The sequence below is a fragment of the Grylomicrobium aquisgranense genome (assembly GCF_033971865.1).
GTDB classification, from domain to species: domain Bacteria; phylum Bacillota_I; class Bacilli_A; order Erysipelotrichales; family Erysipelotrichaceae; genus Bulleidia; species Bulleidia massiliensis.
In genome coordinates this window covers 22908-49156 of sequence record NZ_JALBUR010000007.1, presented here as the reverse complement: position 1 = coordinate 49156, position 26249 = coordinate 22908, and the positions used below count along the sequence as shown (strand labels likewise).

At 48.5% G+C, this 26249-nt stretch carries 20 protein-coding genes; 18 read left to right on the top strand and 2 right to left on the bottom strand.

Annotated features, from left to right (window positions below):
• The first annotated feature begins 23 nt into the window (after positions 1-23).
• From MOZ60_RS04275 to MOZ60_RS04200, 16 genes are all read left to right on the top strand, one after another.
• Positions 24-3638 carry a DEAD/DEAH box helicase gene (locus tag MOZ60_RS04275; RefSeq protein WP_370595772.1) on the top strand — a complete coding sequence of 1205 codons (3615 nt, stop codon included), beginning with the start codon at positions 24-26 and terminating at the stop codon, positions 3636-3638.
• Positions 3635-4315 carry a beta/alpha barrel domain-containing protein gene (locus MOZ60_RS04270; protein ID WP_370595771.1) on the top strand — a complete coding sequence of 227 codons (681 nt, stop codon included), beginning with the start codon at positions 3635-3637 and terminating at the stop codon, positions 4313-4315. The genes MOZ60_RS04275 and MOZ60_RS04270 overlap by 4 nt, the downstream gene beginning before the upstream one ends.
• On the top strand, positions 4312-4941 hold the full coding sequence (locus MOZ60_RS04265) for an HAD family hydrolase (RefSeq protein WP_370595770.1): 630 nt from the start codon (positions 4312-4314) through the stop codon (positions 4939-4941). The genes MOZ60_RS04270 and MOZ60_RS04265 overlap by 4 nt, the downstream gene beginning before the upstream one ends.
• Positions 4941-6068 (top strand): 23S rRNA (uracil(1939)-C(5))-methyltransferase RlmD, encoded by a 1128-nt coding sequence (gene rlmD, locus MOZ60_RS04260; RefSeq protein WP_370595769.1) that lies wholly within the window; start codon positions 4941-4943, stop codon positions 6066-6068. The genes MOZ60_RS04265 and rlmD overlap by 1 nt, the downstream gene beginning before the upstream one ends.
• Before the next feature lie 221 nt (positions 6069-6289).
• Complete coding sequence (locus MOZ60_RS04255) at positions 6290-6526, top strand: hypothetical protein (protein WP_370595768.1); 237 nt, start codon at positions 6290-6292, stop codon at positions 6524-6526.
• A 44-nt stretch (positions 6527-6570) separates the two neighbouring features.
• Positions 6571-8055 (top strand): cellulase family glycosylhydrolase, encoded by a 1485-nt coding sequence (locus MOZ60_RS04250; RefSeq protein ID WP_370595767.1) that lies wholly within the window; start codon positions 6571-6573, stop codon positions 8053-8055.
• 329 nt (positions 8056-8384) lie between these two features.
• Positions 8385-10175, top strand: coding sequence for a sensor domain-containing diguanylate cyclase (locus tag MOZ60_RS04245; RefSeq protein ID WP_370595766.1), 1791 nt, complete (start codon positions 8385-8387; stop codon positions 10173-10175).
• 93 nt (positions 10176-10268) lie between these two features.
• Complete coding sequence (gene eda / locus MOZ60_RS04240; protein WP_370595765.1) at positions 10269-11240, top strand: bifunctional 4-hydroxy-2-oxoglutarate aldolase/2-dehydro-3-deoxy-phosphogluconate aldolase; 972 nt, start codon at positions 10269-10271, stop codon at positions 11238-11240.
• Between the two features lies 1 nt (position 11241).
• Positions 11242-12270 carry a PfkB family carbohydrate kinase gene (locus MOZ60_RS04235; RefSeq protein ID WP_370595764.1) on the top strand — a complete coding sequence of 343 codons (1029 nt, stop codon included), beginning with the start codon at positions 11242-11244 and terminating at the stop codon, positions 12268-12270.
• 117 nt (positions 12271-12387) lie between these two features.
• The gene (locus MOZ60_RS04230; protein ID WP_370595763.1) at positions 12388-14097 is read left to right on the top strand and encodes a GGDEF domain-containing protein; all 1710 of its coding nucleotides are present in this window, start codon (positions 12388-12390) and stop codon (positions 14095-14097) included.
• 82 nt (positions 14098-14179) lie between these two features.
• Positions 14180-15388 carry a glycosyltransferase family 2 protein gene (locus MOZ60_RS04225; RefSeq protein WP_370595762.1) on the top strand — a complete coding sequence of 403 codons (1209 nt, stop codon included), beginning with the start codon at positions 14180-14182 and terminating at the stop codon, positions 15386-15388.
• Entirely contained in the window at positions 15385-16173 is a 789-nt protein-coding gene (locus MOZ60_RS04220; RefSeq protein ID WP_370595761.1) for a TMEM164 family acyltransferase, read from the top strand. The genes MOZ60_RS04225 and MOZ60_RS04220 overlap by 4 nt, the downstream gene beginning before the upstream one ends.
• 72 nt (positions 16174-16245) lie before the next feature.
• Positions 16246-18921: a magnesium-translocating P-type ATPase gene (mgtA, locus tag MOZ60_RS04215; RefSeq protein WP_370595760.1), complete on the top strand. Its 2676-nt coding sequence runs from the start codon at positions 16246-16248 to the stop codon at positions 18919-18921.
• Between the two features lie 31 nt (positions 18922-18952).
• Complete coding sequence (locus MOZ60_RS04210) at positions 18953-20299, top strand: replication-associated recombination protein A (RefSeq protein ID WP_370595759.1); 1347 nt, start codon at positions 18953-18955, stop codon at positions 20297-20299.
• Positions 20296-20862, top strand: coding sequence for a nitroreductase family protein (locus MOZ60_RS04205; protein ID WP_370595758.1), 567 nt, complete (start codon positions 20296-20298; stop codon positions 20860-20862). The genes MOZ60_RS04210 and MOZ60_RS04205 overlap by 4 nt, the downstream gene beginning before the upstream one ends.
• A 212-nt stretch (positions 20863-21074) precedes the next feature.
• Entirely contained in the window at positions 21075-21647 is a 573-nt protein-coding gene (locus MOZ60_RS04200) for a manganese efflux pump MntP (protein WP_370595757.1), read from the top strand.
• A 19-nt stretch (positions 21648-21666) separates the two neighbouring features.
• Here MOZ60_RS04200 and MOZ60_RS04195 read toward each other — a convergent pair whose 3' ends face one another.
• Positions 21667-22311, bottom strand: a complete 645-nt coding sequence (locus MOZ60_RS04195) for a thioredoxin family protein (protein ID WP_370595756.1) — start codon at positions 22309-22311, stop codon at positions 21667-21669.
• A gap of 204 nt (positions 22312-22515) precedes the next feature.
• On the opposite strand from MOZ60_RS04195, the gene feoB reads away from it, so the two are divergent.
• A complete protein-coding gene (gene feoB, locus MOZ60_RS04190) occupies positions 22516-24861 on the top strand; it encodes a ferrous iron transport protein B (protein ID WP_370595755.1) in 2346 nt (781 codons plus the stop codon).
• Between the two features lie 19 nt (positions 24862-24880).
• On the opposite strand, the gene MOZ60_RS04185 is transcribed toward feoB, so the two are convergent.
• Positions 24881-25270, bottom strand: a complete 390-nt coding sequence (locus MOZ60_RS04185) for a hypothetical protein (RefSeq protein WP_108775813.1) — start codon at positions 25268-25270, stop codon at positions 24881-24883.
• 164 nt (positions 25271-25434) lie between these two features.
• On the opposite strand from MOZ60_RS04185, the gene trmD reads away from it, so the two are divergent.
• A complete protein-coding gene (gene trmD, locus MOZ60_RS04180; RefSeq protein WP_370595754.1) occupies positions 25435-26154 on the top strand; it encodes a tRNA (guanosine(37)-N1)-methyltransferase TrmD in 720 nt (239 codons plus the stop codon).
• Positions 26155-26249 lie beyond the last annotated feature (95 nt).

Below are 26249 nucleotides of genomic sequence, written 5' to 3'. Positions count from 1 at the left end.
TAATGGGACAATGAGGTGTGACAATGGACTGGAAGACATATTTTAATGAGCGCAGTCTGCATAAGGGCCTTGCTTTATGGAAAGCAAAGTCTGTCATCAGCTGCAATGCGACGGGAGATCTTGTGACCGGCAGAGTCAAAGAATCCGGCAGGGTCTATATGACCTCTGTCAATTTGAGTGAGGGTTTTCATGCGTCCTGCTCCTGCCGCAATGCCGCAATGGGGATGCGCTGTGCCCATATGGCAGCGCTGCTGTATGCCCGCGATGCCCAGTTACATAAGCAGATTGATGTGCATAAACCTCTGTTTGATGCCAGAAAGGATGCCAGGTGCTACTTTGATCTTGCACGTATTTTCAAAGATGTTCGGTTTCCATCCGAGATGGTCCGTCAGGCCCGCATCCTGGTCATGGATAAGACGGTCATTTTTGACGGTGTTCAAACTTCCTACTGGAGTCATTATGGCCTGTGTGACAGCAGTGAGCAGTCGCTGATCATTGACGGCCACATCGGTACTGATGATTATCCCAGAAAAGTTCAGGTCGTTGTGACGCATGATCATTATGTAGGTGGTACATGTGATGAGGATTACATTTATCCAACATATGCCAGCCGTCTATGCGCCCATCAGCTTGCCCTGCTGTTACTGGCGGAGGAAACGATCCAGCATTTCAATCTTGGCGATGCGACCGACTATGGTGCTGATCAGTTTCTGACTGCCTTTGCCGAGAAGCGTACATCACGCCGCCTCAAGGAAATCGGTACAAAGAACAATGTGATCCAGCTTAAGCCAAGACTGACTGTCACAGAAGATGGCAAGCTGGAACTTGGCATGAAGATCGGTACGGGCAAACTGTATCTTGTCAAGGATATGTCGGCACTGCTGGATCAGAAAGACAGCGGCGAGACGGTCAAACTGGGCAAGAACAATGAAGTCAATTTCGGCATGCAGGATTTTGTCAGCGAAGATGAGAAGTATTTCAATTTCATGCGTACCCAGATCCAGGAATCCAGGGCAGAATTTGCCCGTTTTACACGGCGTTACTATGATGCCTATACATATTCACGGCCGGCGTTTCCAGGCATCAAAAACAGAATGGAGCTGTCTGATCATACGCTGGATGTCTTTTTTGATACAGCAGAAGGGGATGTTATTGAATTTGCGGACAAGCGGAAAAACGGCAGTTCTGCCAGCTCATTGCAGCTGAAGGACGGCCAGGCAAAGCTGAAACTATCCATTGAGACAGATATTGATGCCGACCGCAATGTCCAGTCCGTGCAGCTGTATCTGCCAAGAAGCGAGGTCTTCCATGGCTCATGCTATTATTATGCGATCAGCGGCTCCACACTATACCGTCTGCCGGAAAAAGAAGCAGAAATGCTGGATACGATGGGACTTGGCAGCAATGGCGCGGATTCGGTCCGCATCGGCATGCGCCGTCTTTCCGAATTCTATTATCACATCCTGCCGATTCTGCAGCAGTCCGGCTATTTTGATATCCAGGAAGATGACAAAGTGGCAGAGATTGTCCCGCAGGAAGGTACCTATGATTTCTATCTGGACCGCCATGATGATGTGCTGACCCTGTCAGCGCAGGTATCCTTTGGGGATGTCAGCTATCGGATCATCGATGATCATTGGAATGATTATGAAAACTCACCGCTGCGTGATCATACGTATGAGCGTGAGATCCTGGATACCGTACAGCTGTATTATCCTGATTATGACAGAGATCATCATCAGTTTACGGCTGATGCGGATGATGATACGGTCTACAGCATTCTCAGTGAAGGCATCAAGGCACTGATGATGCTTGGTGAAGTACATGTAACAGATGCCTTTGACAAACTGCGCATCCGCAGAACACCAGTTGTCTCCATCGGTGTTCGCACCGAAAACAACCTGCTGGATCTTTCCATTGCCACCCATGACATGAGTGAGGAAGATCTGCTGGCTCTGCTGGACAGCTATAAGCAGAAGAAAAAGTATCACCGGCTAAGCAATGGTGATTTCATTGAACTGGACCAGAATGATTCTCTGGATGTGCTGTCTGCCTTGTTTGATACGATGAACATCTCACTGGATGAATTCACCAATGGCAAGATGCAGCTGCCGCTGTACCGTGCCCTGTATATCAATAAGCTTCTGGAGGAACATGACAGCGTCGCGGCAGACCGTGACCGCACATTCCGCAATCTGATCCGCAACTTTGAAAATGTGCGTAATTCTGACTATGAAGTGCCATCCAGTCTGCAGGATACGATGCGCTCCTATCAGATCTATGGCACCGAGTGGATGCATACCCTTTTGACATGCGGATTTGGCGGCATTCTGGCCGATGACATGGGCCTTGGCAAAACACTGGAAACCATTGCCTTACTGCTGTCACGCAGGGAAGAAGGGATCCAAAAGCCTTCCCTGGTGATCACACCGGCATCTGTTGTCTATAACTGGGTGGAAGAGTTCAGGCGTTTTGCACCGCAAATGAAGGTGCTTCCGGTAGTTGGTACCGCAAAAACAAGAAACCAGCTGCTGAACCAGAAGGCAGATGTGTTTGTGACAAGCTATGATCTGCTCAAGCACGATATCAAGAGCTACCAGCAGTACAGTTTTGATGTGGAAGTGATTGATGAGGCGCAGAATATCAAGAATCCTGGCTCTGCAGCTGCCAAGAGTGTCAAGATCATCCCGAGTGACCACCGCTTTGCTTTGACTGGCACACCGATTGAAAACCGGCTGTCAGAGCTCTGGAGTATCTTTGATTATCTGATGCCAGGCTTCCTGTTTACGTATGATACGTTCAAGTCACGCTTTGAAACACCGATTGCCCGCAATAAGGATGAAGCAGTGACCCAGCATCTGCGCCGAATGGTATCGCCGCTGATCCTGCGGCGTCTGAAGAAAGATGTGCTCAAGGATCTGCCGGATAAGATGGAAGAGACGGTCTTTGCAAAGTTTGATGCGGACCAGCAGAAATTATATGATGCCCAGACGGTGCATATGAAGCATTCTTTGCTGGCATTACAGAATGGTGACAGCAAGAACAAGCTGCAGATTCTTGCCGAGCTGACAAAGCTGCGGGAGATCTGCTGTGATCCAAGACTGATTGCCACGGATTATACCAAGGGCTCTGCCAAGCTTGATACATGCATGGAACTCATTGAAAGTGCGATGGATGGCGGCCACAAGATGCTTGTATTCTCGCAGTTTACAAGCATGCTTGCATTGATTGAGGAAGAGCTGCAGAGCAGACACATTGCCTATGATCTGATCACTGGAGCAACGTCAAAGCTGGAACGGCAGCGTCTGTGCCACAGCTTTAACAATGATGATACGCCGGTCTTCCTGATTTCCTTAAAAGCAGGCGGAACAGGTTTGAATCTGACCGGGGCAGATGTGGTCATCCACTATGATCCATGGTGGAATCTGGCAGCCCAGAATCAGGCAACAGATCGTGCCCACCGGATTGGTCAGGAACATAACGTGACTGTGTATAAGCTGATTGCCCAGGGGACAATTGAAGAGCGTATCATGGAACTGCAGAATACAAAGAAAGATCTGGCAGATGCGATCCTGAATGGTGAGACGGCAAGTCTTGCGTCGCTGTCTGCAGAAGAACTGATGGAGTTAATCGGATGAGTGAAAAGAAAACAACAACACGCCCGGTGATTGAAACAAAGCTGCGGCACAATATTCTCAGTATTCCCGAAGAGGCCCGAAGAGCTTCCGGTATTGTCGTCTTTGGCAGAAGAATCAAGACACTCGTATTTACAACCGATGTGGCGATTATCCGCAACTGTGATGCCGATGCCGTCTTTGCGGTGTATCCTTTTACACCCCAGACTGCCATTGGCGATTCCGTCATCAAGTATTCCTACATTCCGGTTTTCTGCGGGGTAGGCGGCGGTACCACGCATGGTGTCAGAACCATCGGCCTGGCCAGGGATATGGAAAGCAGTGGTGCCATGGGCGTTGTCCTCAACAGTCCGATCACAAACCTGAACCTGGCTGCGGTTGCCAAAGCAGTAGATATTCCGGTTGTGATCACCGTTACCAGTATGGATACAGATATCCAGAAACGCCTGGAGGCCGGTGCATCGATTCTCAATGTGGCCTGTGGGCCAAAGACACCGGAAGTGATCCGGCATATTCGTGAGCATTTTCCGGATGTCCCGATCATTGCCAGCGGCGGCAGTAAGTCGGAAACGATCATTGCAACCGTGGAGGCAGGTGCCAATGCCATTACGTATACACCGCCAAGCACCGCACAGCTGTTTGCGTCCATGATGGACAAATACCGGGGTGATGCACAATGAAGCCGATCCTGTTCTGGGACTTCAACGGCACCATTCTGGATGATGTGCATCTGACATGGCAGATTGAAACAAAGATGCTGCAGGAGCGCCATATGCGCACTTACACACTGGAAGAATACAAAGACATGTTCTGCTTTCCGGTGATTAATTATTACTACAGGATGGGTTATACGTTTGAGAACGAAACCTATGATGATGTTTCCGTGGAATTCAATGATGCCTATGCCAGAGGATTCTCTTCCTGCCGTCTGATGCCGGGATTTCTTACAAAGATTCAGGAAGCAATTCAGAAGGGGTATGAGAATATCATTCTCTCCGCATCGCAGAAAGACAATCTCAAACAGCAGTGCCAGGAGCTTGGCATTGATCAGTACTTTTCCTATCTGCTTGGTACGGATAATCTCTATGGCGGCTCCAAGATCGATATGGCTAAAGCGTTTATGCAGAAACAGAAGATTGATCCTACAAACTGCCGCTTCATTGGTGACACGCTGCATGATCAGGAATGTGCCAATGCAATCGGCATCAATGATGTCGTTCTGGTTGCCCAGGGTCATCAGTCCAGAAGTGTGCTGGAAAGCGGCTGTGACCATGTGGCAGATTCTTTGATGGAGGTAGAGCTGTGATGAAGCGCTGCAAAGTCGATCAAAAGTGCGGCGCATGCCGCTATCTTGCGGTACCTTACAGCCAGCAGCTGATTCAGAAAAGAAATAGGGTGCGGGAATTGTTTCCTGGCGTCAATGTGGAACCTGTGCTGGGCATGGAGGATCCTTACCATTACCGCTGCAAGATTTATTGTGCCTTTGGCTATGACCGCAATGGTCATGTCAAAGCAGGTCTGTATCAGGAACACAGCCATAGGATTGTTTATACAGATGTCTGCCTGATCCAAAACAGCAGGGCAAATGCCATCATTCGTGATCTGTGCGGGATTGCTGATCAGCTGCACATTGAACCCTATGATGAAGATGCCGGCACAGGTGTTCTGCGCTATGGCTATCTCAGAGTTTCTCATCAAAGCGGTGATGTCCTGCTGACCATTGTCATCGGATCTCACTTCCTGCCCAAAGAAAAGGCATTTCTCTCATTGCTGCGCAAAGCACATCCGGAAATCAAGACCGTCATTCTCAACTATAACCATGGTACAGATTCCATGGTGCTGGGACCAAATGAGAAGGTGATCTATGGCCCAGGATCCATCACGGATACCATTGACGGCCTGACCTTCTCCATCTCCTCAAAGTCCTTTTTCCAGGTCAATCCTGTCATGACAGCAGTGCTGTATCAGACAGCTCTGGATCTGGCAGATCTGAAAAAGAATGAAACAGTACTGGATGCCTGCTGCGGCATTGGAACCATTTCACTGTTAGCTGCCAGACAGGCATCTTTTGTCCTGGGCGTGGAGATCAATCCGCAGGCCATCCGTGATGCAAAGAAAAATGCGAAGATCAACCATATCAGCAATGTCGAGTTCATCGCGATGGATGCCGAAGAATTCATCCGCCATCTGGGAGAAAGACCGGATGTTGTCTTTCTGGATCCGGTCAGAGCAGGACTTTCCGAAAACTTCCTGCACACACTGGGCAGTCTGCAGCCAGACAGGATTATCTATGTCTCCTGCAACCCGGAAACACAGGCCAGAGATACAAAGATCCTGCGCAGGTATGGCTACCGGATCCGCACCATGATTCCGGTTGATCAGTTCCCATTTACGCCAAACATTGAAAATGTTGCCTTGATTGTTCGAAAATAACAGCAGATCGTTTATTGCATAACAGACATGCCAGGGAAGAGGGATCCTATGCCACAGGTATTCTGTTTCATATGCTGGTGGAAAGCAAAATCAGTAAATGATGTAAGAAGAAGATTAATATTCTGGATAAATTACTTGCTGTACGTGAACAGGCACAGCAACTTCAAGGCATTGATGTAAGGTATACCCGCATAGATAAGGGAGGCATTGAGAAAGAATCTATGAGGGGGTATAACGAAAATGGAAAACAGGCAGACATGTACAAGTCTGGAATCCGTCAGATTGACCGCACAAGGGCAATTATGATTCTCTGTGCCATCTGTGCTGCATTCATGATTGCTGCATCTGTCTATCAGATCTACTGCAGCAAAAACAGGCAGTTCTCTGTCAAAGCTGGAACGGTCTCATCCATCAGTATCTCAGAGAACGCAGATGTTGACGTTTCTGCTGAACCATAGGCATCATCAGTATGTGCTGATGATCGTGGTGGAGGATTGCATGTATGATCAAAAACCGCATGAATCATATGTTCTGCTGTTTCTCGGCAATGCTTGTTTGCATATCCATTTCTCTATCTTGTGTTCTTGCCGGCTGTGGCAGCCATAAAAATACCAGCAGTCCAACACCATCCGCATCTGCTGTATCACAGAAAAATCAGAAAAACCTTCTGGCAGAAGTCATCAAGACCAATTCCTGGCAGGAGGGAGATCAAAACGCATATCAGTACAGTGTTTCTTTAGAGAATCATGCCAATCAGGCACTGGATACTTGGCAGATCGTGATTGATGCCCGGATGGATGTTACTGTCAAAGACTTCTGGAACTGCACACTGGCTGCGGATGGCACAATGCTCACCGTTACGCCGGCTGAATACAATCAGAAGATTGATGCAGGAAAAAATGTATCGGATCTTGGCTTTATTGTGCTTGCGGATCAGACACTTTCTTTAGAAGGCAAGTATGCTGTGGATCCAGCAGATGGCATGAGCGAAAAGCTAACCCAGGATGACGCTGTTTCCAAAGATGCAGAGAAAACAGAAAGTACGACAATAGAAAATCAGACTGCAGATCCTGCTGGTACGCCGCTTGCGATTCATGGTGCGCTCAGTGTGAAAGGCGCTGATCTTGTTGATGAACATGGCAATCCGTTTCAGCTTAAGGGTGTCAGTACACATGGACTTGCCTGGTATCCACAGTTTGTCAGCAAATCTTCTTTTCAGAAGCTGCGAGATGACTGGGGCGCCAATCTTGTCCGGCTTGCCCTGTATACAGATGAAAACGGCGGCTGGTGTACAGATGGTGATCGAACTTCCCTGGAGAATACCATCGATACAGGTGTGCAGGCCGCAGCGGATCTGGGCATGTATGTCATCATTGACTGGCATGTTCTGCATGATCTGACGCCAATGAAATATCAATCCGATGCTGAGCAGTTCTTTGACAGGATGTCCGCAAAATACGCTGATTATGACAATGTCATCTATGAAATCTGCAATGAACCAAATGGCGGGACATCCTGGCAGGAAGTAAAAAGCTATGCCGAGGATATCATTCCTGTCATACGAAGCCATGATGCTGATGCTTTGATTCTGGTTGGCACACCAAACTGGTCGCAGGACATTCATGCGGCTGGCCAGGATCCCATCCTGGATGGCGGCAACCTGATGTATACCATGCATTTCTATGCAGCAACGCATAAGGATGATCTGCGCCAGCAGATGGTATCAGCGCATCAGAATGGAATGCCCATTTTCATCTCTGAATTCAGTATCGTTGAAGCTTCTGGCAATGGTGCCATCGACAATGATTCTGCTGAGAAATGGAAGGATGCCATCAATGATCTGCATATCAGCTATGCAGCATGGAGCTTATGCAATAAAGATGAGTCATCCGCACTGCTCAAGCCGTCTGCTTCTGCGGACAGCTGGACGGAAGATGATCTTTCGGATACCGGAATCTGGATCCGGAATATGATCCAGGGAAAATAAGCATGTAAGAATACGAATCATATATTCATTAACGTTATGATTGCATGTATTTAACGCAGACAGTTTCTTCCGCAATAGATGACATGATCCATCTTGGCTTAAAGCATTTTCCCTGATGGATCATATGCAGAATAATCAACAACTGTAGTTAATCCGGTATAGGATGGATAGCAAATTTGTGGCAATATTGAAGCCGACAGGCAAAAGCTGGATACTCAGTATTTGCCAGTCTATTTCTTTGCAATGTTTCTGCAGGTGGTAGAATGTGTACCGTATCAGTATGGCTACTGATCGATCAAGTCTAACATCTGGAGAGGAGGAGTGCAGATATGAAACTGTCCAGGTCACAGAAAACCCTTTTGATTGCGGCTGCGGTTCTGCTCGTTTTTATTTCCTGTATTTCCACATATCTGATCCACTCAGATGATATCAGCAACCAGCATGTCCGTGCCTATGATGTAACAGCTGCCTATGCCCAGGAGCTGAAACATGATTTCCAGTCCGGTATCGATAAAAGCAGTCTTCTGGAAGAAGAACTTGTGGCCAATAATGGCAGCCTGGATTATTTTGATCAGGCCGCGAAACTGTTAATGACAGATCATGTTGCAATGATTGAGATTGCCCCAAATGGTGTGATTACAAATACCTATCCTGATTCCGATACACAGATCGGACTGGATCTGAATCAGGATTCTGGTGCTTTAGCAGTCATGCAGTATGCCAAAGAACAGGATGCACCTGTCATGTATGGACCTTTTACCATTGATACAGCGGGAGAGTGTGTCTGTATTACCAATCCTGTCTATCTCAATAATGGCGGGCAGTTCTGGGGGTATGTGATCATTGCCATCAAGGTGCCGGATGCCTATGCCCATACGCTGGATGCTTTGAGCAGTCTTGGCTACAACTACAGTCTGCAGACAACCATGTCGCCGCTGCAGAATCAGAATGTTGAAATTTCTTCCTCATCGCAGAATGGAGAGACCCTGGAAAATCCTGCCACCTTTACTTTCAGCATTGGATATTGTGACTGGACACTGCAAGTTGCACCGGTCAAAGGCTGGAAGTCCAGCCGGGCAGTCCCCTTTGGAATCTTTTCTGCATTGTGCTGTATTGCCTTTGAAGGATTGCTGTATCTGACGCTGCATACAAAGCAGCAGGATAAGCGTCTGAATATCCTTGCGTATCAGGATGCGCTGACAGGACTGCTCAGCAGGGGCGGTTTTATCAAGCAGCTGGATGAGGCGAGCCAGAATCCATTTGTGAATCGATATACACTGGTGTTTCTGGACCTTGATGATTTCAAGGTCATCAATGATGTCCATGGCCATGCGGCTGGTGATAAAGCTTTAGAGCATCTGGCATATTATCTGCGCTCTTCGTTCCCTTCTGACAGCCTGATCGGCAGAACAGGCGGCGATGAATTCTGTGTTGTCATCTGGAACCGTACACCAGATGAATGTGCCAAAATGATTCAGAAGGCGATTGCCAGTGAGCAGGTATTTGAAATCGATGGCAAAACAATCCGCTATACGATCTCTGCAGGTTACGCGGATGCACCGGAGCAGGCCCAGAGCCGTTCTGCTTTGATGATTCTGGCAGATGAAGCACTCTATGCGGCCAAGATTTCCGGCAAGCATGAAGCCAGACATTATGATCCTTCCATGGCAGATATCAAGCGGGAACAGCTTGGCTTCAGCACCAAGGCACTGGCCTCCGGCATCCCGGGCTCTTTCCTGATCTATAAGTCGGATCCTGAAGATGAAGAAATTCTGTTTGCCAATGACTCTTTGGTTCATCTGCTGGGCTGTGACAACTATGATGATTTCTGCGCCTATACCGGCGGCCGGTTTACGAATATCATCGTGCCGGAAGACCGGCAGAGAGTGGAAGATTCCATCTGGGAACAGATCAACCACCAGAAGGAAATTGAAACGACAAAGAGACCATACTATGAAGACTATGTTGAATACAGCATCATTGTCAAAGGCGGCAAAGTGATCCCGGTCATAGATGTTGGCAGACTTGTCGAAGATTCTTCCTATGGCGGTGTGTTCTTTGTATTTATCCATGAAAAGGAAGCAATGAAAGAGGATTTCCTGAAGAAATCGTCTAGATGATCTCTGGTGTATGCCAGAGATTTTCTTTTTCCTGGAAGGATTGACGAAGCTGCCTGTATACGTCTATCGTTTACACAGGAAAGAAGGATTAATATGAATCATCTGGAAATCATGCAGTCGATCCATGATATCGGCTTATTACCCGCGGTTGTGCTGGACGATGCATCTCATGCGGGGCCGCTTGCCAGAGCATTATGCAAAGGATCATTGCCGCTGGCAGAAGTGATGCTGCGCACACCAGCTGCGCTTGCCTGCTTATCGGCAATGCATAAAGCGTGTCCGGAAATGTTATTAGGTGCCGGAACGGTATTCAGCAGCCAGCAGGTCATTGATGCCAGAAATGCCGGTGCATCGTTTATTGTGACTCCGGGACTCAACCCGGATGTGGTCAGATTCTGCCAGCAGGAAAATATGCCGGTCATCCCTGGTATCTCTTCGGCATCAGAGCTGGATCTGGCCAGAAGACTTGGCCTGCATGTCGTAAAATTTTTCCCTGCAGAACCTTTGGGAGGGCTGCGCACCATTCATGCGTTATCTGCGGTCTGGAATGATATGTATTTTCTGCCCAGCGGCGGTATCGATGATCATAACATGCAGGCATATCTTCATGATGAAAGGATCTTTGCAATCAGCGGAACATGGATGGTGAAGAAGGAACTGCTTGAAAGCGGGCAGTATGACAAGATTTCTGAGATGGCACATGATGCCCTCAGAAAGATGCTGCAGATTCATATTGTCCATATTGGCATCAACAGTGATACTGCACATGGCAAAGAGATCGCCACTGCCTTTGCAGACCTGCTGGATGGCAGTGTTCGTGATGCAAAGATCAGTTATTTTGGCTCTGAACTTGTGGAAGTGATGACCACTGCCAGAGCCAGAGGCACCTATGGACATATCGCCATTGGTGTATCTTCTGTTTCCCGTGCTATTGCCTTTTTCCAAAGAAAGGGCTATGACTTTGATGAAAGTTCTATTGTGAAAGATGAAAAGGGCAGAATCAGGCTGATCTACTTCAAAGAGTGCATTGCCGGTTTTGCTATTCATCTTGTACAGGAGGCATAACATGAGCAAAAAGATTGTAACGTTTGGTGAGATCATGATGCGCCTGACGCCATCTGGTGATCATACCCGTTTTCTGCAGGCCGGTCAGTTTGACATCATCTTTGGCGGTGCTGAGGCTAATGTAGCCGTATCTCTTGCCAACTATGGCGATGATGCCTGGTTTGTCACCAAGGTTCCAAGCCATGAAATCGGCCAGGCTGCTGTCAATGCACTGCGCCGCTATGGTGTCCATACTGACAAGATTGCAAGAGGCGGAGACCGCCTTGGCATCTATTATGCTGAAACAGGTGCTTCTGTACGTGGAGGCAAAGTGATCTATGACCGTGCTGGTTCTGCCATTGCCACCGCTGATCCAGCTGACTTTGACTTTGATGCCATTTTTGAAGATGCCATCTGGTTCCATTGGTCCGGCATCACACCAGCCCTGTCTGACAAAGCTGCGAAGCTGACTTTGCTTGCATGTCAGGCCGCAAAGCGCCATGGTGTGACAGTATCCTGCGATCTGAACTATCGCAAAAAACTCTGGACACCAGAGCAGGCCCAGATTGTCATGAAGCCGCTGATGCAGTATGTGGATGTTTGCATTGGCAATGAAGAAGATGCGGCTAAGATGCTTGGCTTTGTGCCGGATTGTGACATTGAAAGCGGCAATACCGATGTTGAGGCATATAAGGCTATCTTCAGGCAGATGGAGGCAGAATACCTTTTCAAGATGATTGCCACAACGCTGCGTGAATCTCACAATGCCTCAGACAATGGCTGGAAGGCACTGCTTTATGATGGAAAACAGTTCTACGTATCCCGCCACTATGAAATTGATCCGATTGTAGACAGGACCGGGGCAGGAGACAGCTTCTCGGCAGGCTTGATTCATGGCATCCTGCATTATGACAGTCTGCAGAAGTCTCTTGATTTTGCGATTGCGGCCAGTGCGCTGAAACATACGCTTCCTGGCGATTTCAACTGTGTTTCAGAGCAGGAGGCTCTCTTTCTTGCACAGGGCACTGGAAATGGCAGGATCGTACGCTGAAAACTGCATTTTGCGTCATATTATTAGGAATATCATTCATAATATTATGAATACTCAATTGTTTTGCTTTTCCGTCTGACAAACATGTGCATAATAGGACAGGCGATGAAAAAAAGTGTGAAACAAAATAAGGCAAGCAGGCTGAGATCGTCTGGACCTCTTTTTCTTGCAGTATGCCTCACTGTCTATGTCGTGATTGTGCTGGCATGTTATGGATGGTCAGGAAGTCTGACTGCATGGAGAGGCGAAGATCTTCCTGATTTTTCCACTGGCTGGAAGATTGTCGGGACAGATGAAGATGTGAACCTGGATGAGCTTGGAAAAGCGGCTGGCAGCGATGGAGAAGTGACGATTTACAATTATCTTCCGGATACGCTGAGCTATGGTGAAAACCTGATCTTTGAAAGTGACAACATCTTCTTTAAAGTGAAGATTGGCGGTGATGAAGTGTATAATTACACAGAGAAACCGTTTGTATTGGCCGGGCGCAGCTATGGCTATACGTTTCATAGCATTGGCTTAGGCAGAAGGCAGGCCGGGGTGCGTGTTGAAATGACCATATATCCTGCCTATCAGGGTGCCGGTGGAATCAGTGAGATCAGTGTCGGCAGCTCCGGTACGTATATGAACTACCTGTTTGTCAGATTTCTGCCGGCTTTTGTGATCAGTATTCTGATCATTACGCTTGGTGTGACAATGCTGTATATCTCTTATGGCAGCAGTAATCTCAAAACGCCACTGGTGGATTCATTCCGCATGTTTTCTCTGACGGCAATCCTTTTTGGTACGTGGAGCCTGGTGGAATCCCGGGTTCCCATTGTCCTGACCTCATGCCCGGATCTATGGCGTTGCTTTACCTTTACGATGCTGATGATTGTGCCTTATCCTGCCGTCAGGGCAGCCAATGCCTGGATGATCAAGCCAAATCCGAAGATTGACCATTTCTTTCTTGCAGTTGTGACCTTTAATGTTGTTGTCTGTACAGGTGCTTATATCCTGTTCCATCTGGATCTCTGGCAGTGCAGGCTGCTGATTCATGCAGCACTGATCCTGTCCATTGCTGTCATGTGCATCATGAGTGTTGATCAGATCGTGCAATATAAGCGCAATCATATTCATAACCCGAGAAGAGAAATACTCTGGGTGATCATTCTGCTTGCCTTTGCATGCATGGTTGTTGACCTTGTCCGCTATGCCGGCTATGGGGCGCCTGAAGATGCCGCCCGCTATTCGCGGATCGGCTTTTTGATGCTCATGCTTGTATTAATCATGGTGTTCAAGAGTGAAATGATCATCCACATGAAGAAATCCCTGGAAGCCGATGTGTATCATATGATGGCATACAAGGATGTCATGACGGGTTTCTACAACCGCTCTGCATTATTGGATGTGCAGGAAAATCTTGATAAGGAAATGGCATCCGGTAAAGTCAGAGATCTGATCATTGTCTATGCAGATTTGAATTTTCTCAAGCGGGTCAATGACCACTATGGCCATCAGGCAGGGGATGATTATATTATCCGCTGTGCACATATGCTGCAGGATTCTTTTGGCCGCTATGGCAGACTGTTCCGTCTGGGTGGTGATGAGTTCATGGCGGTGCTGGATGGAGAGGATGTCTTTGCGGATTATGATCAGGGTGAACTGGCACTGCTGGATCTGCTGGCAAAGCAGACACCTGATGCCAAAAAGCCGCCTGTCTCTCTTTCCTGGGGCTTTGCCATCTCCAGAAAGGAAAAGCCTGTCACGATGGAAAAGCTGGAGAGTATGGCTGATGCCAGAATGTATGAGATGAAGGTACAGATGAAGGCGGAACGTCTGGACTGATGATGAATCACGACAGATTCTGAAATATGTAAATCCCCGATCGTGAAAAAACACGTATCATTAATGCGAAAGGTGGTTCGTGATGGGGAATGCTTTTCTGACTGTCCTGAGATGGGTCCTGCTTGTTTTTGCCGGTTTATATACAATGCATTTTGCTTTGATTGCATTCGGCGGCTTAATCAAGCCTTTTGCCCTGTATCATGATACAGAGAAAAAACATCATTTTGCCATTTTGATTCCGGTCCGCAATGAAGAACATGTGATTGGCAGTCTGCTGGACAGCATTGGCAAAACCGATTATCCCCATGACCTTCTGGATGTGTATGTGCTTGTCAATAACACAACCGATCATACGCCGGATATTGCCCGTTCCTATGGTGCGCATGTGATCGATTATGGCAATACGGTCCACAGCAAAGGCGATGTGCTTGGCCGTGCGTTTGCTGAGCTGACAAAGCACAGGGAACTGGATGCCTTTGCCATTTTTGATGCCGACAATCTTGTCGATGCCGGCTTTTTTACGGCTATGAACAGTGCTTTGCAGCACGGCGTGCAGGTGGCACAGGGCAGGCGGATCGGCAAGAATACGTATGATACGTTTCTCTGTGGCTTTTACGAAGTGTTCTACCAGATGCAGAACGTGCTCTTTAACAATGGTGCCCAGCATAACAGCCGCTCGGCTGTGCTCAACGGCACCGGCTGGGTAATCAGATCTTCCATACTGCAGGCGCATCCTTTTGATACGGTCACAATCACGGAAGATCTTGAACTCAGTGCCCAGTGCGCCCTGTGGGGTGTTTCGATCACCTATGTACATGATGCCAGATGTTATGACGAGTATCCGATGACTGCAAAGATGTCACTGCGCCAGTTATTCCGGTGGATCTTTGGCCAGGTGCAGTGCATGCGTGTCTATACAGGAAAACTTTTGAAGAAGTGGGGTGCTGCACACAGTGCAGCGGCACAGGATCTGGCGATGGTATTTGCCATGCCCGCGGCAGTCATGATCGGTGGAATCGGCCTGGTGCTGTCCTTTGCAACGATGCCGCTCCATAAAGCACTGCTTTTAATGCTTGTGCTGATTCTGCTTTTATACATCTGCTTTGATGCTTTGCTGCAGGGATGCCTCTATAAGGCAGAGATTGCACACTGCACTGTGCAGGGCTTTTTATTTCCGATCTTCATGTGCATCTGGATACCTCTGATGATCGTGTGTCTGTTTAAAAAGAATGTGGCCTGGAAGCCCATTGAACATAACCGTAATGTCAGGATCGAGGATATGAAGAAATGAAGCAGTTTGGCAGGAAATTCATGCATTATTTCTTTGCAGACCCTGGTGAGTACAAGCCAGCTGGTATTTTAAGCCCGGGACATTTTCTGCTGGCAGGTATGGCAGTATTTGGCATCTATGAAGGCCTGACGCATACACTGCTGTTGCCAGAAGCGGCCCTGCGCAGTCTGATTCGCAAAATCATCATTGTGCTCTGGGTGCTGGAATGCATCAAGATCCATTTCCGCATCCGGACTGGTTCAGAAGCAGACTATGACACATGGGTGCCGCTGTATTTCTGCTCCATCACCTTATATGCCGGCATTGCCAGCGGCTTTGGCAGGGGCATCCTCCAGCATATCGGCGATGTATTTCTTGCTTCCGGCGGACTGATTGCCGGCATCTGCTTCATGCTGTATCCATCCAGCTCACTGCTGATCTATCCCACATTCCATTTTCTTTCCGTGCACAGCTTCATCTACCACGGTACCATGACGTATCTTGGCATTCTGATGAACCGCACAGGCCTGGTTGATCTGACATGGCATGATCTATGGTATTATGCGCTGTATGTCCTGATGTTCTGCATCATTGCGCTGATCATCAACCACCGCCGCGGCTGTAATCTGATGTTTATCTCGGCACCGTTTCATGGCACCTTCCTCGATACGGTGTACAATATTCTTGGTAAATCGTATACAGTTGTGCTGTGTCTTGTGCAGATGATTGTGCCATATGTTGTCATCATGATGTTTAAAACATGGACGCCTTTATTGACGAGGCCGCTATGGTATCCGCATCTCTGAATTTCTTCAGATTTTGATGCGGATTTTTCTTTTTGAAACTATACTAGTGAGTTAGAAACGGGAGATGCAGTGATGGAGAAAAAGATTACCAAAGCAAAGGTGCAGTCCCTGGAAGAAGAATATCAGGCTTATGCACGCCGGCAGGCATCGGATGTGCTGCAGGAATTGAAAGCAGATGAAAATGGCATCAGCCAGGATGCACGTGAAGAACGCCTGGATACCTATGGATCCAATGACCTGCATGCCTCGACAAAGATGCACTGGTGGAACTTTCTGCTGCAGTCATTTACGGATGCGTTTATTATCGTCCTTTTGCTTCTTGGCACGGTAACCGTGATCGTCGAACATGATGCACTTTCAGCCGGCATCATCTATCTGCTTGCTTGCATGAGTGCGGGGATCCGCTTTGTGCAGGACTATCGTTCTTATCTCGATGTTGAGAAGCTGAGGAATATGGAACATGATACCGTCCGTGTACGCGTACCGGATGGCTCCAGCTGGAAGGAAACCGAAATGCCGGTTGAAGAACTGGTACCGGGTGATATTGAAATGATCGGCTCTGGCGACATTGTCTCTGGCGATCTGTATCTTCTGGCAAGCAAGGACCTCTTTTTATCAGAGGCTGCTTTTACCGGAGAAGCAGTGCCGGTAGAAAAGAAAGCAGGCACAGATGCACGGAACGTCAATGCAGCCCAGCTTGACAATATCTGTCTTTCCGGCAGTACCGTAGCTTCCGGCACCGGCTTTGGCGTCATCATCAAAACCGGCCGCAATTCCTACCTTGGCCACATCTCTGCCACCGTGGATACCAGCAAACAGATGACCGAGTTTGACCGCTCTTTGCAGAAGATCACGAAGATTCTGATCACATATATGGTGGTTGTTGTCATCTTTGTCCTGTTTGTCAACGGCATGATCAAACATAACTGGCTGGAGGCATTCCTGTTTGCCATCTCAGTTGCAGTTGGCATCACACCGAATATGCTGCCGATGATCGTCAATGGCACACTTGCCAAAGGTGCCCAGTTCCTGGCAAAGAAGAAAACAATTGTCAAGAATATGTCGGCGATCCAGAACTTTGGTGCCATGGATACGCTGTGTACCGATAAAACCGGTACACTGACAGCAGATCATATCGTGCTGCAGCGGTATCTGGATATCAACGGCAAAAACAGCCATCTTGTACTGAACTATGCCTGGATGAATTCCTATTATTCCACCGGTGTCAAAAACCTGATTGACCGGGCCATTCTGGAATATGGCAAGAGTCATGATGTGCCTGAGTTTGCCGGCGGCTATGAGAAGATTGACGAGATTCCGTATGATTTTGAGCGCCGCAGAATGTCTGTGCTTGTCTATAATCCGGGCGGATCCCAGGTATCGCGTGGTGATGAGGGTGTGCTGCCCCATCATGGTGAGCGTGTATTGATTACCAAAGGGGCATTGGAATCGGTGCTGGCATGCTGTGACAAGGTGCGCATTGACAAGCAGTATATCGACATTGATGATGTGGATATTGAAAAGATCAAGCAGCAGGCCGAAGAGCTGAACAAAGACGGTCTGCATATCATTGCTGTTGCGGCAAGAAAATCGGTGCCGGGCGTCACGGATGATAATCAGTTTACCGCTGAAGATGAACATAACATGACGTTCCTTGGCACGGTAGCGTTCCTGGATCCGCCCAAGCCAGACGCAAAGGATGCTATTGAAGGACTGTATGAAGCCGGTGTGGATGTCAAGGTCATCTCCGGTGATGCACCGGTGGTTGTCCAGCATATCTGTCATGAGGTCGGTCTCAAGGAAGAGGGGAATGTCATTGACGGCACCATGCTGGATGGCATGGATGATGCAGCTCTTTCCAAAGCCGTGGAGAATACGAATATCTTTGCCCGTCTTTCTCCGATGCAGAAGAAGCGGGTTGTCGATATGCTGCGGAAAAACGGGCACGTGGTCGGCTACATGGGAGATGGCGTCAATGATGCCCCGAGCCTGCACAGTGCTGATGTTGGCATTTCCGTGGATAATGCCACCGATGTTGCCAAGGCCAGCAGCGATATCATCCTGCTGGAAAAGAGTCTGGATGTCATCCTGGACGGCGTCAAGGAAGGCAGAAGAATTTCCGGCAACATCATCAAATACATCAAGATGGCACTGTCCTCCAACTTCGGCAATGTCTTCTCGGTGCTGATTGCTTCTTTGTTCCTGCCATTTCTGCCAATGATGCCATTGCAGATCCTGATTCAGAATCTTGTTTATGATTTCACCCAGATTGCCATTCCATGGGATAACGTAGATCCGGAATTCCTGAAACAGCCCCATCAGTGGACCATGCGCTCTTTGACTTCGTTCATGAATGTCATGGGCGGTGTTTCATCCTGCTTTGATGTGCTGACATTCCTGTGCCTGTGGTTTGTGCTTGGCTTCAATTCCATCTCCATGCAGTCTTACTTCCAGACCGGCTGGTTTGTGGAAGGTCTGATTTCACAGATCATGATCGTGCAGTTTATCCGTACTGCCAGGCGGCCGATCATTGACTCCCATTGCGACGTGCGGCTTGCCTTTGCCAGCATTCTTGGCATCATTGCCGCGATTCTGATTCCATACATGTTCTGTTCGCTTCCGAATTCCGTCTTTGTCGCACTGCCATATCAGTACTATATCTATCTGGTGATCATTCTCATTCTTTACAGTGCCACGATTGAAGTTGTCAAAAAATTCTATATCAGGAAGTTTGGCAGCTGGTTATAACATTGTAAAATAATACGCAGGAGGTGATGGCATGGACCTGTTTGAAGCAGCTGGCAGCGATGATGCCAGAACGCAGGAGCCGCTGGCAGCCAGAATGCGTCCTGAAAAACTGGAGGAAGTTGTCGGCCAGCAGCACATCATTGGCAAAGGCCGTATCCTGTACCGTGCCATCCAGGCTGACAGGCTCAGTTCTTTGATTTTCTATGGGCCGCCAGGCACTGGCAAGACAACCCTGGCAGAAGTCATTGCCAATACAACCAGTGCGTACTTTGCCCAGGTCAATGCAACCACAGCCGGCAAGAAGGATCTGGAAGCTGTTGTCCAGGAAGCCCAGTACCGGCTGAACGCAGAACATAAGAAGACAATCCTGTTTATCGATGAGATTCACCGTTTTAACAAGGCACAACAGGATTATCTGCTGCCTTTTGTGGAAAGCGGCACTGTCATCTTGATTGGTGCCACAACGGAGAATCCTTACTTTGAGGTCAACAGTGCGCTGTTATCACGCTCAACCGTACTGGAGCTCAAGCCGCTGTCAAAAAATGATCTTCTTGTCCTGATTCACCGGGCCCTGCAGGATCCTTTCAAAGGTGTTGCTGCCGACATGGTGCAGATGGATGAGGATGCCTGTGACTTTCTGGCCGAGGCAGCGGACGGGGATGCCCGGGCAGCATTGAATGGACTGGAGATTGCGGTATTAACAACCGAGCGCAGTGATGATGGGTATCTTCATATCACGCTGCCCATCATGCAGGAATGCATCCAGAAGAAATCCATCCGCTATGACAAAGATGGCGATAATCATTACGATACGATCTCTGCTTTCATCAAATCGATGCGGGGGTCTGATCCTGATGCCGCATTGTACTATCTTGCCCGCATGCTGGAAGCAGGGGAGGATGTGCGCTTTATTGCCAGACGCATCATGATCTGTGCTGCTGAGGACGTCGGTCTTGCCGATCCAAGAGCTATTGAGATTGCGACTGACTGTGCATTGGCTGTTGAAAGAGTCGGCATGCCGGAGGGACAGATCATTCTGGCCGAGGCAGCTGTCTATATTGCCACAGCACCCAAGAGCAATGCGGCAAGCCAGGCCATCTTCAAGGCGATGGATGTTGTGAAGAAAACCGGCAATCTTAAGATTCCGCCCTATCTACAGGATGCCCATTACAAATCTGCTTCAAAGCTGGAGAGAGGCATTGGCTACAAGTATGCCCATGATTATCCACGCCATTATGTTGACCAGCAGTATCTGCCGGATGGCGTGAAAAACGAAGGATTCTATTATGTGTCAGATATCGGCTATGAAAGCCGTCTGCGCAAGTGGTTTGCCTATATTGGCAGACATTTCCATGCTGAGGAGGATAAAAACAAATGAATATGCATGCATTGATGCGCAAGGACCGCTCGATCCGCAAGTTTCAGCAGAAAGCGATTCCGGATGATGATCTGAATGAGATTCTGGAAAATGTGCGTCTTGCCCATTGCGGCAATAACAAGCAGCGGCTGCGGTATGTCCTGGTTACCAGCCGTGATCTGTGTGATCAGGTTGCTGCGCAGCTGCACTATGCGGCTTTACTCAAGGGCGCAGGACAGCCAAAGAAGGATGAAGAGCCAATGGCGTATATTGTCATTCTTGTACCGATTGAAAATGCCGCCACAGCTGATATTGATGCCGGCATTGCTGCGGAAGTGATCACCGCAAGTGCGGCGGAAAAGGGCATTGGTGCCTGTATTCTGATGAATTTCAGGCGTGATGCAATGAATGCGCTGCTTGGTGTGGACCCTTCCTTAAGTGCACGGCTGGTTGTTTCACTTGGGTATCCGCTTCTTGAAAGCACAGTGGAAGAGGCTGGTGAGGATCTTGCATACTGGGTGGATGCCCAGGGGAACTACCATGTGCCGAAGCTGTCTGTTGATACGCTTGTGACACGGAAATAGCCTTGACTAACAAAGAAGTGATGTGTGACAATCGCAGAGCCGTAAGGGAGTAGCGAGCGCATATGCGCAGCCTGCCAACATACTGGCAATTTGCCTGGCCTGCTTTAATACGCGAGACTTACGCACTGGCTTTTTGCTGTGCGTAATGTCATACATGACACAAATATGCTGCAGCAATCGCCTGCAGCTTTTTTGTTTGGGAGGACACACTTATGCACTTTATCCTGGATAACATCCTGCTTGGCATCGGCCTGGCCATGGATGCCTTTTCTGTCTCACTTGCCAATGGGCTCAAAGAGCCGCATATGCAGAAGAAAAAGATGCTGAAGATTGCCGGCACATTCGGCGCGTTCCAGTTTGTCATGCCAATGATCGGCTGGATCTGTGTCCATACCATCGTACAATTATTTTCTTCCTTCCAGGTCATGGTGCCATGGATCGGCTTTATTCTGCTGATGTACATCGGCGGCGGAATGCTGAAAGAAGGGTTCTCAAAAAAGGAAGAAACAGATGCGGAAAAGGAAGTATCTTCCGGCAAACTGATGGTGCAGGGGCTTGCCACATCGATTGATGCCCTGTCCGTCGGCTTTACGATTGCCTCCTATGGCATCGGATCTGCACTGTCTGCCAGTACTTTGATTGGGATCGTGACATTCGCGATCTGTGCAGCCGGCGTTCAGCTGGGCAAGAAGTTTGGCCTCAGGCTGGCCGACAAGGCAACCATCTTCGGAGGTTTCCTGCTGATTGCGATTGGTCTGAAGATTCTGCTTTCCAGCATCTTATAAAAAAACCGGTATCCACCGGCTATTGAATCTCCTTGAACAAGTCAAGATAAATATTTTTCAGCTCTTTCACCTGGTCATCGGTAACCTGATATTCCGAAAGGTTATTGGTATCCAGCGTAAAATCATCCACAACGCCAAGATGATGGCCGACAATCTTTCCATCCTTGACAGCAACAACCTCCGGTACCTCCATGACCGGTTTTTCTTCGCCTGTTTCAGAATCTTTTTCCTTTTTCAGAATCGGATCCAGACATGTATAGAGTGACTGAATGATGTCACTCTTTTCTGTATCTGACTTTGACATGAAATCATCCGAGTAGATATTGACATAGAAGACAGTAATGCCGGCTTCCTTGGCTGCTTCATCCAGCACCGGAATCACACGGTTGCACCAGGGACATGTCTCATAACTGTAGAAGACGATGCCGGTGCCATTTTCAAACAGCTTCAGGCTTTCTTCCGTTGAGATTTCAAGGAAGGCAGGATCATCATCCTTCAGAAACACATAGGCTGAAAGATCTGGCTTGGATGCATTCAGGTTGATGGCACCTGCGTTGTTGCCAGAGGCGGATGCAGAGGCAGGTGCCTGTATGGTTTTACTCTGGCCGCAGCCTGTCAGCACAAGAGATGCCAGCAGCGCACAGCCAATGATTGTTTTCTTCATTTGTTACCTCCTGATGGCTGTTATTATACTCAGAATTACATGGAGAGTATGTGAGGAAAACTTTCACATCCTAACATGTCATGAATAACATGTCATTTTTTGCCCTGAAACCGCTGTCATCGTGACACATGGTTTAAATTGTACTGTGATCGCAACAAATCCTATCTGGCAGCAGGTATAATGGAGCCGGATTGAGGGATTATCATGAAACTGAATGAGTTGAAGCCGGGACAGACAGGACAGATTGAGGTTGTCGGAGGCAGTGGTGAACTGCGCCAGCATTTCCTGGATATGGGCCTGATTCCAGGCGCTGAGATTACACTGGAGAAGTTTGCACCAATGGGGGATCCCATTGATTTTGTGATTCATGGCTATCAGCTGACTCTGCGTGTCGCGGATGCTGCCAACATTACATGCCATACGGTCAAACATGTGGCGCCTGAGAAGCAGAACATTGAACGGGATGATGATGAGCTGGTTGACCATCCGGGTCTTGGTGAAGGCGGCCGATATCACGATAAAAGCACAGAACATCCGCTGCCGGAAGGCACCACACTGACCTTTGCTCTTGCTGGCAATCAGAACTGCGGCAAGACGACCTTGTTTAATGCCCTGACAGGTTCCAACCAGCATGTCGGCAACTTCCCGGGTGTCACAGTGGAAGGTAAAACCGGTAAGATCAAGGGACATCCGGAGACGGAGGTAACAGATCTGCCTGGTATTTATTCATTGTCTCCCTACAGCTCTGAGGAGATTGTGTCCCGCCAGTTTATTCTGGAAGCCAAGCCGCGTGCGATCATCAATATCGTGGATGCGACCAATATTGAGCGCAATCTGTATCTGACCCTGCAGCTGATGGAGCTGGGCAGGCCGATGGTGCTTGCGTTGAACATGATGGATGAAATGCGCAATAACGGCGGCTCCATCCGCATCAATGAAATGGAGAAGATGCTTGGCATTCCGGTAGTCGCCATCTCCGCTGCCAAGGGTGAAGGCATTCAGGAACTGATCGATCATGCCATCCATGTGGCACGCTATCAGGAAACACCAATGGTACAGGACTTCTGCCGTCCCCAGGATCATAATGGTGCTGTACACAGAGCACTGCATGGCATCATGCATCTGATTGAAGACCATGCGGCCAAGGCAGGCATCCCGCTGCGTTTTGCGGCCACCAAAGTGGTAGAAGGAGATCCCCACGTTCTTGACGCATTGAAGCTGGAAGAGAATGAGAAGGAGATGCTTGGCCACATCATCAAACAGATGGAAGAGGAGCGCGGCCTTGACCATGCCGCAGCCATTGCCGATATGCGCTACAGCTTCATCCAGCGCGTCTGTGATGCCACTGTCATCAAGCCAAAACAATCCAAAGAATCGATGCGCTCAAACAAGATTGACCGCTTCTTAACAGGCAAATATACCGGTATTCCGGCCTTCATTGTCATCATGGGCCTGGTTTTCTATCTGACCTTCAATGTCATCGGCGCGTTCCTGCAGGATCTTTTGCAGAAGGGAATTGATGCCTTGACGGTTGTTGTCTCCAATGGCCTTGTGGCAGCTAATGTCAACCCGGTCATCCGCTCACTTGTCATTGATGGCATCTTCACCGGTGTCGGTTCGGTATTGAGCTTTGTGCCGATCATTGTCACACTGTTCTTCTTCCTGTCACTGCTGGAAGATTCCGGCTATATGGCAAGAGTTGCCTTTGTCATGGATAAGCTTCTCAGAAGGATCGGCTTATCCGGACGCAGTATTGTCCCCATGCTGATAGGCTTTGGCTGCACAGTGCCTGCTGTCATGTCCAGCCGTACACTGCCATCTGAGCGTGACCGCCGCATGACTGTGATCCTGCTGCCGTTTATGTCATGCTCCGCAAAACTGCCGATCTATGGCTATTTCTGCAATGCCTTTTTCCCGAAACAGGCTGGCTTGATCATGGTTGCTCTGTACGTCATTGATATTGCCATTGGCATTCTGGCCGCATTGGTATTCAAGAATACTTTGTTCAAAGGGGAAGCTGTTCCGTTTGTCATGGAACTGCCGAACTACCGCATGCCGGCCATGAAAAACGTACTGCAGCTGATGTGGGACAAGGCAAAAGACTTCCTGCAGAGAGCATTCTCCATCATTCTGATTGCGACCATCATTGTCTGGTTCCTTCGCTCCTTTGATTTCTCGTTCAATCTTGTCGAAGAGGAAAATTCCATGCTGGCAGCGATCGGCGGTCTGATTGCCCCGATCTTCAAGCCGTGCGGCTTTGGCGACTGGCGTGTCGCAACGGCATTGATTGTCGGCTTCATGGCAAAGGAGAGTGTTGCCGCAACACTGTCCGTCCTGTTTGGCTCTACCGCAGCCATTACCTCCATCCTTACACCAGGCAATGCTTTTGCACTGCTGATCTTCTGCCTGCTGTATACACCATGCATTGCCGCCATTACATCCGTGCGCAAGGAGCTAGGCATGAAATGGGCACTGGCGATGGTAGGAGGTACCTGTGCCATTGCCTGGGCGGCAAGCTTCATTACCCATCTCATCACACTTGCCATCTAGCAGAAGAAAAACGGGAAAATCACTTCCCGTCTCTGCCTGAATTATCAATCACTTTGCCATTTGGCAGCCGTACTTCCAATGTATCGGACAGACTCTTGTCAAGGAGCTCATCCAGCCGGTCATTGAAGGCAGCTGCCTTTTTCTTTTTATTCGTGCGGCTGACAAGATCACTGGATTCCTGCACAATCGGAATCTGGGTTGTATCTTCACGCACTGCTTCACAGATATCAATGATGCGTGAAATCGGCACCTGCGAATTCTGCAGGCCGTTAACCAGCACCATATTGATCGAATCATCCAGTGTTTTGAAGTCATTCGGATTGGAAATATACCCGGAGACTTCAGAAAAATCATCCAGTGTGACAGTCACAAATTTTGTCAGGTATGGTATCAGTTCTTCTGCTCTCATCAGAAATCCCCCGGGTAAATATCTGCTTTTATTATAGCAGTTTCTGCAGGCAGAGAAATACAGTACATGTTTATGAACAAAGAATTTTATATTTCAGCCATACCGAAAATCTGAAAAAGTGTATACTTTTACACATTGCCACAATGAACAAAAGAGGATAAAAGATGAAAAAGATTACCGTACTGACAATGTTTCCGGAATATTTTGACAGTTTTCTCAATGGCGTGCTTGTTCAGCGGGCCAGGACCAAGGGCATCTGCCAGATCAGGGTGGTTGATATCCGTGACTATGCAGAGGGCAGCTACCGTCATCTGGATGATTCCCCATGCGGCGGAGGACCGGGCATGATCATGAAGTGTGAGCCGGTCATTGCGGCACTGCGGGCAAACAAAACAGAACAGACAAGAAGCTATATCATGGATCCGGGCGGACAGACGCTGAGCCAGAAACTTGTCCATGATCTTTCTAAAGAGGATGATCTTTTACTGCTGGCCGGACACTATGAGGGACTGGATGAGCGCATCTATGAAGAATGTGACGGCTGTCTCTCAATTGGTGACTATATTCTTTCCGGCGGTGAACTGGCTGCCCAGGTCATCATTGACAGCATCATCCGCCTGCAGGAAGGGGTGCTTGCCAATGACAGTACAGTTGAGGAATCTTTTGAAACAGACCGGCTGGAATATCCGCAGTACACCCGGCCGGTTGACTTTGAAGGCAGAAAGGTACCGGATGTGCTGCTGAGCGGCAATCATGCGATGATCGAAAACTGGCGGCTTGCCAAAGCTTATCTGCGCACGGAACAGATGCGGCCGGATCTGATCGCAAAAAAGCCTATGACGAAAGCGGAAGAAAAAGCATTGCGGCTTTTTGACAAAAAATGAGAAAAACTGAACAAGTTCTTCTTTGCGTGGTCAAAATTGGTGTGTCTGAGTTGACATGACGGCATATTATGCAAAAATATCACATGGAAAAAGGA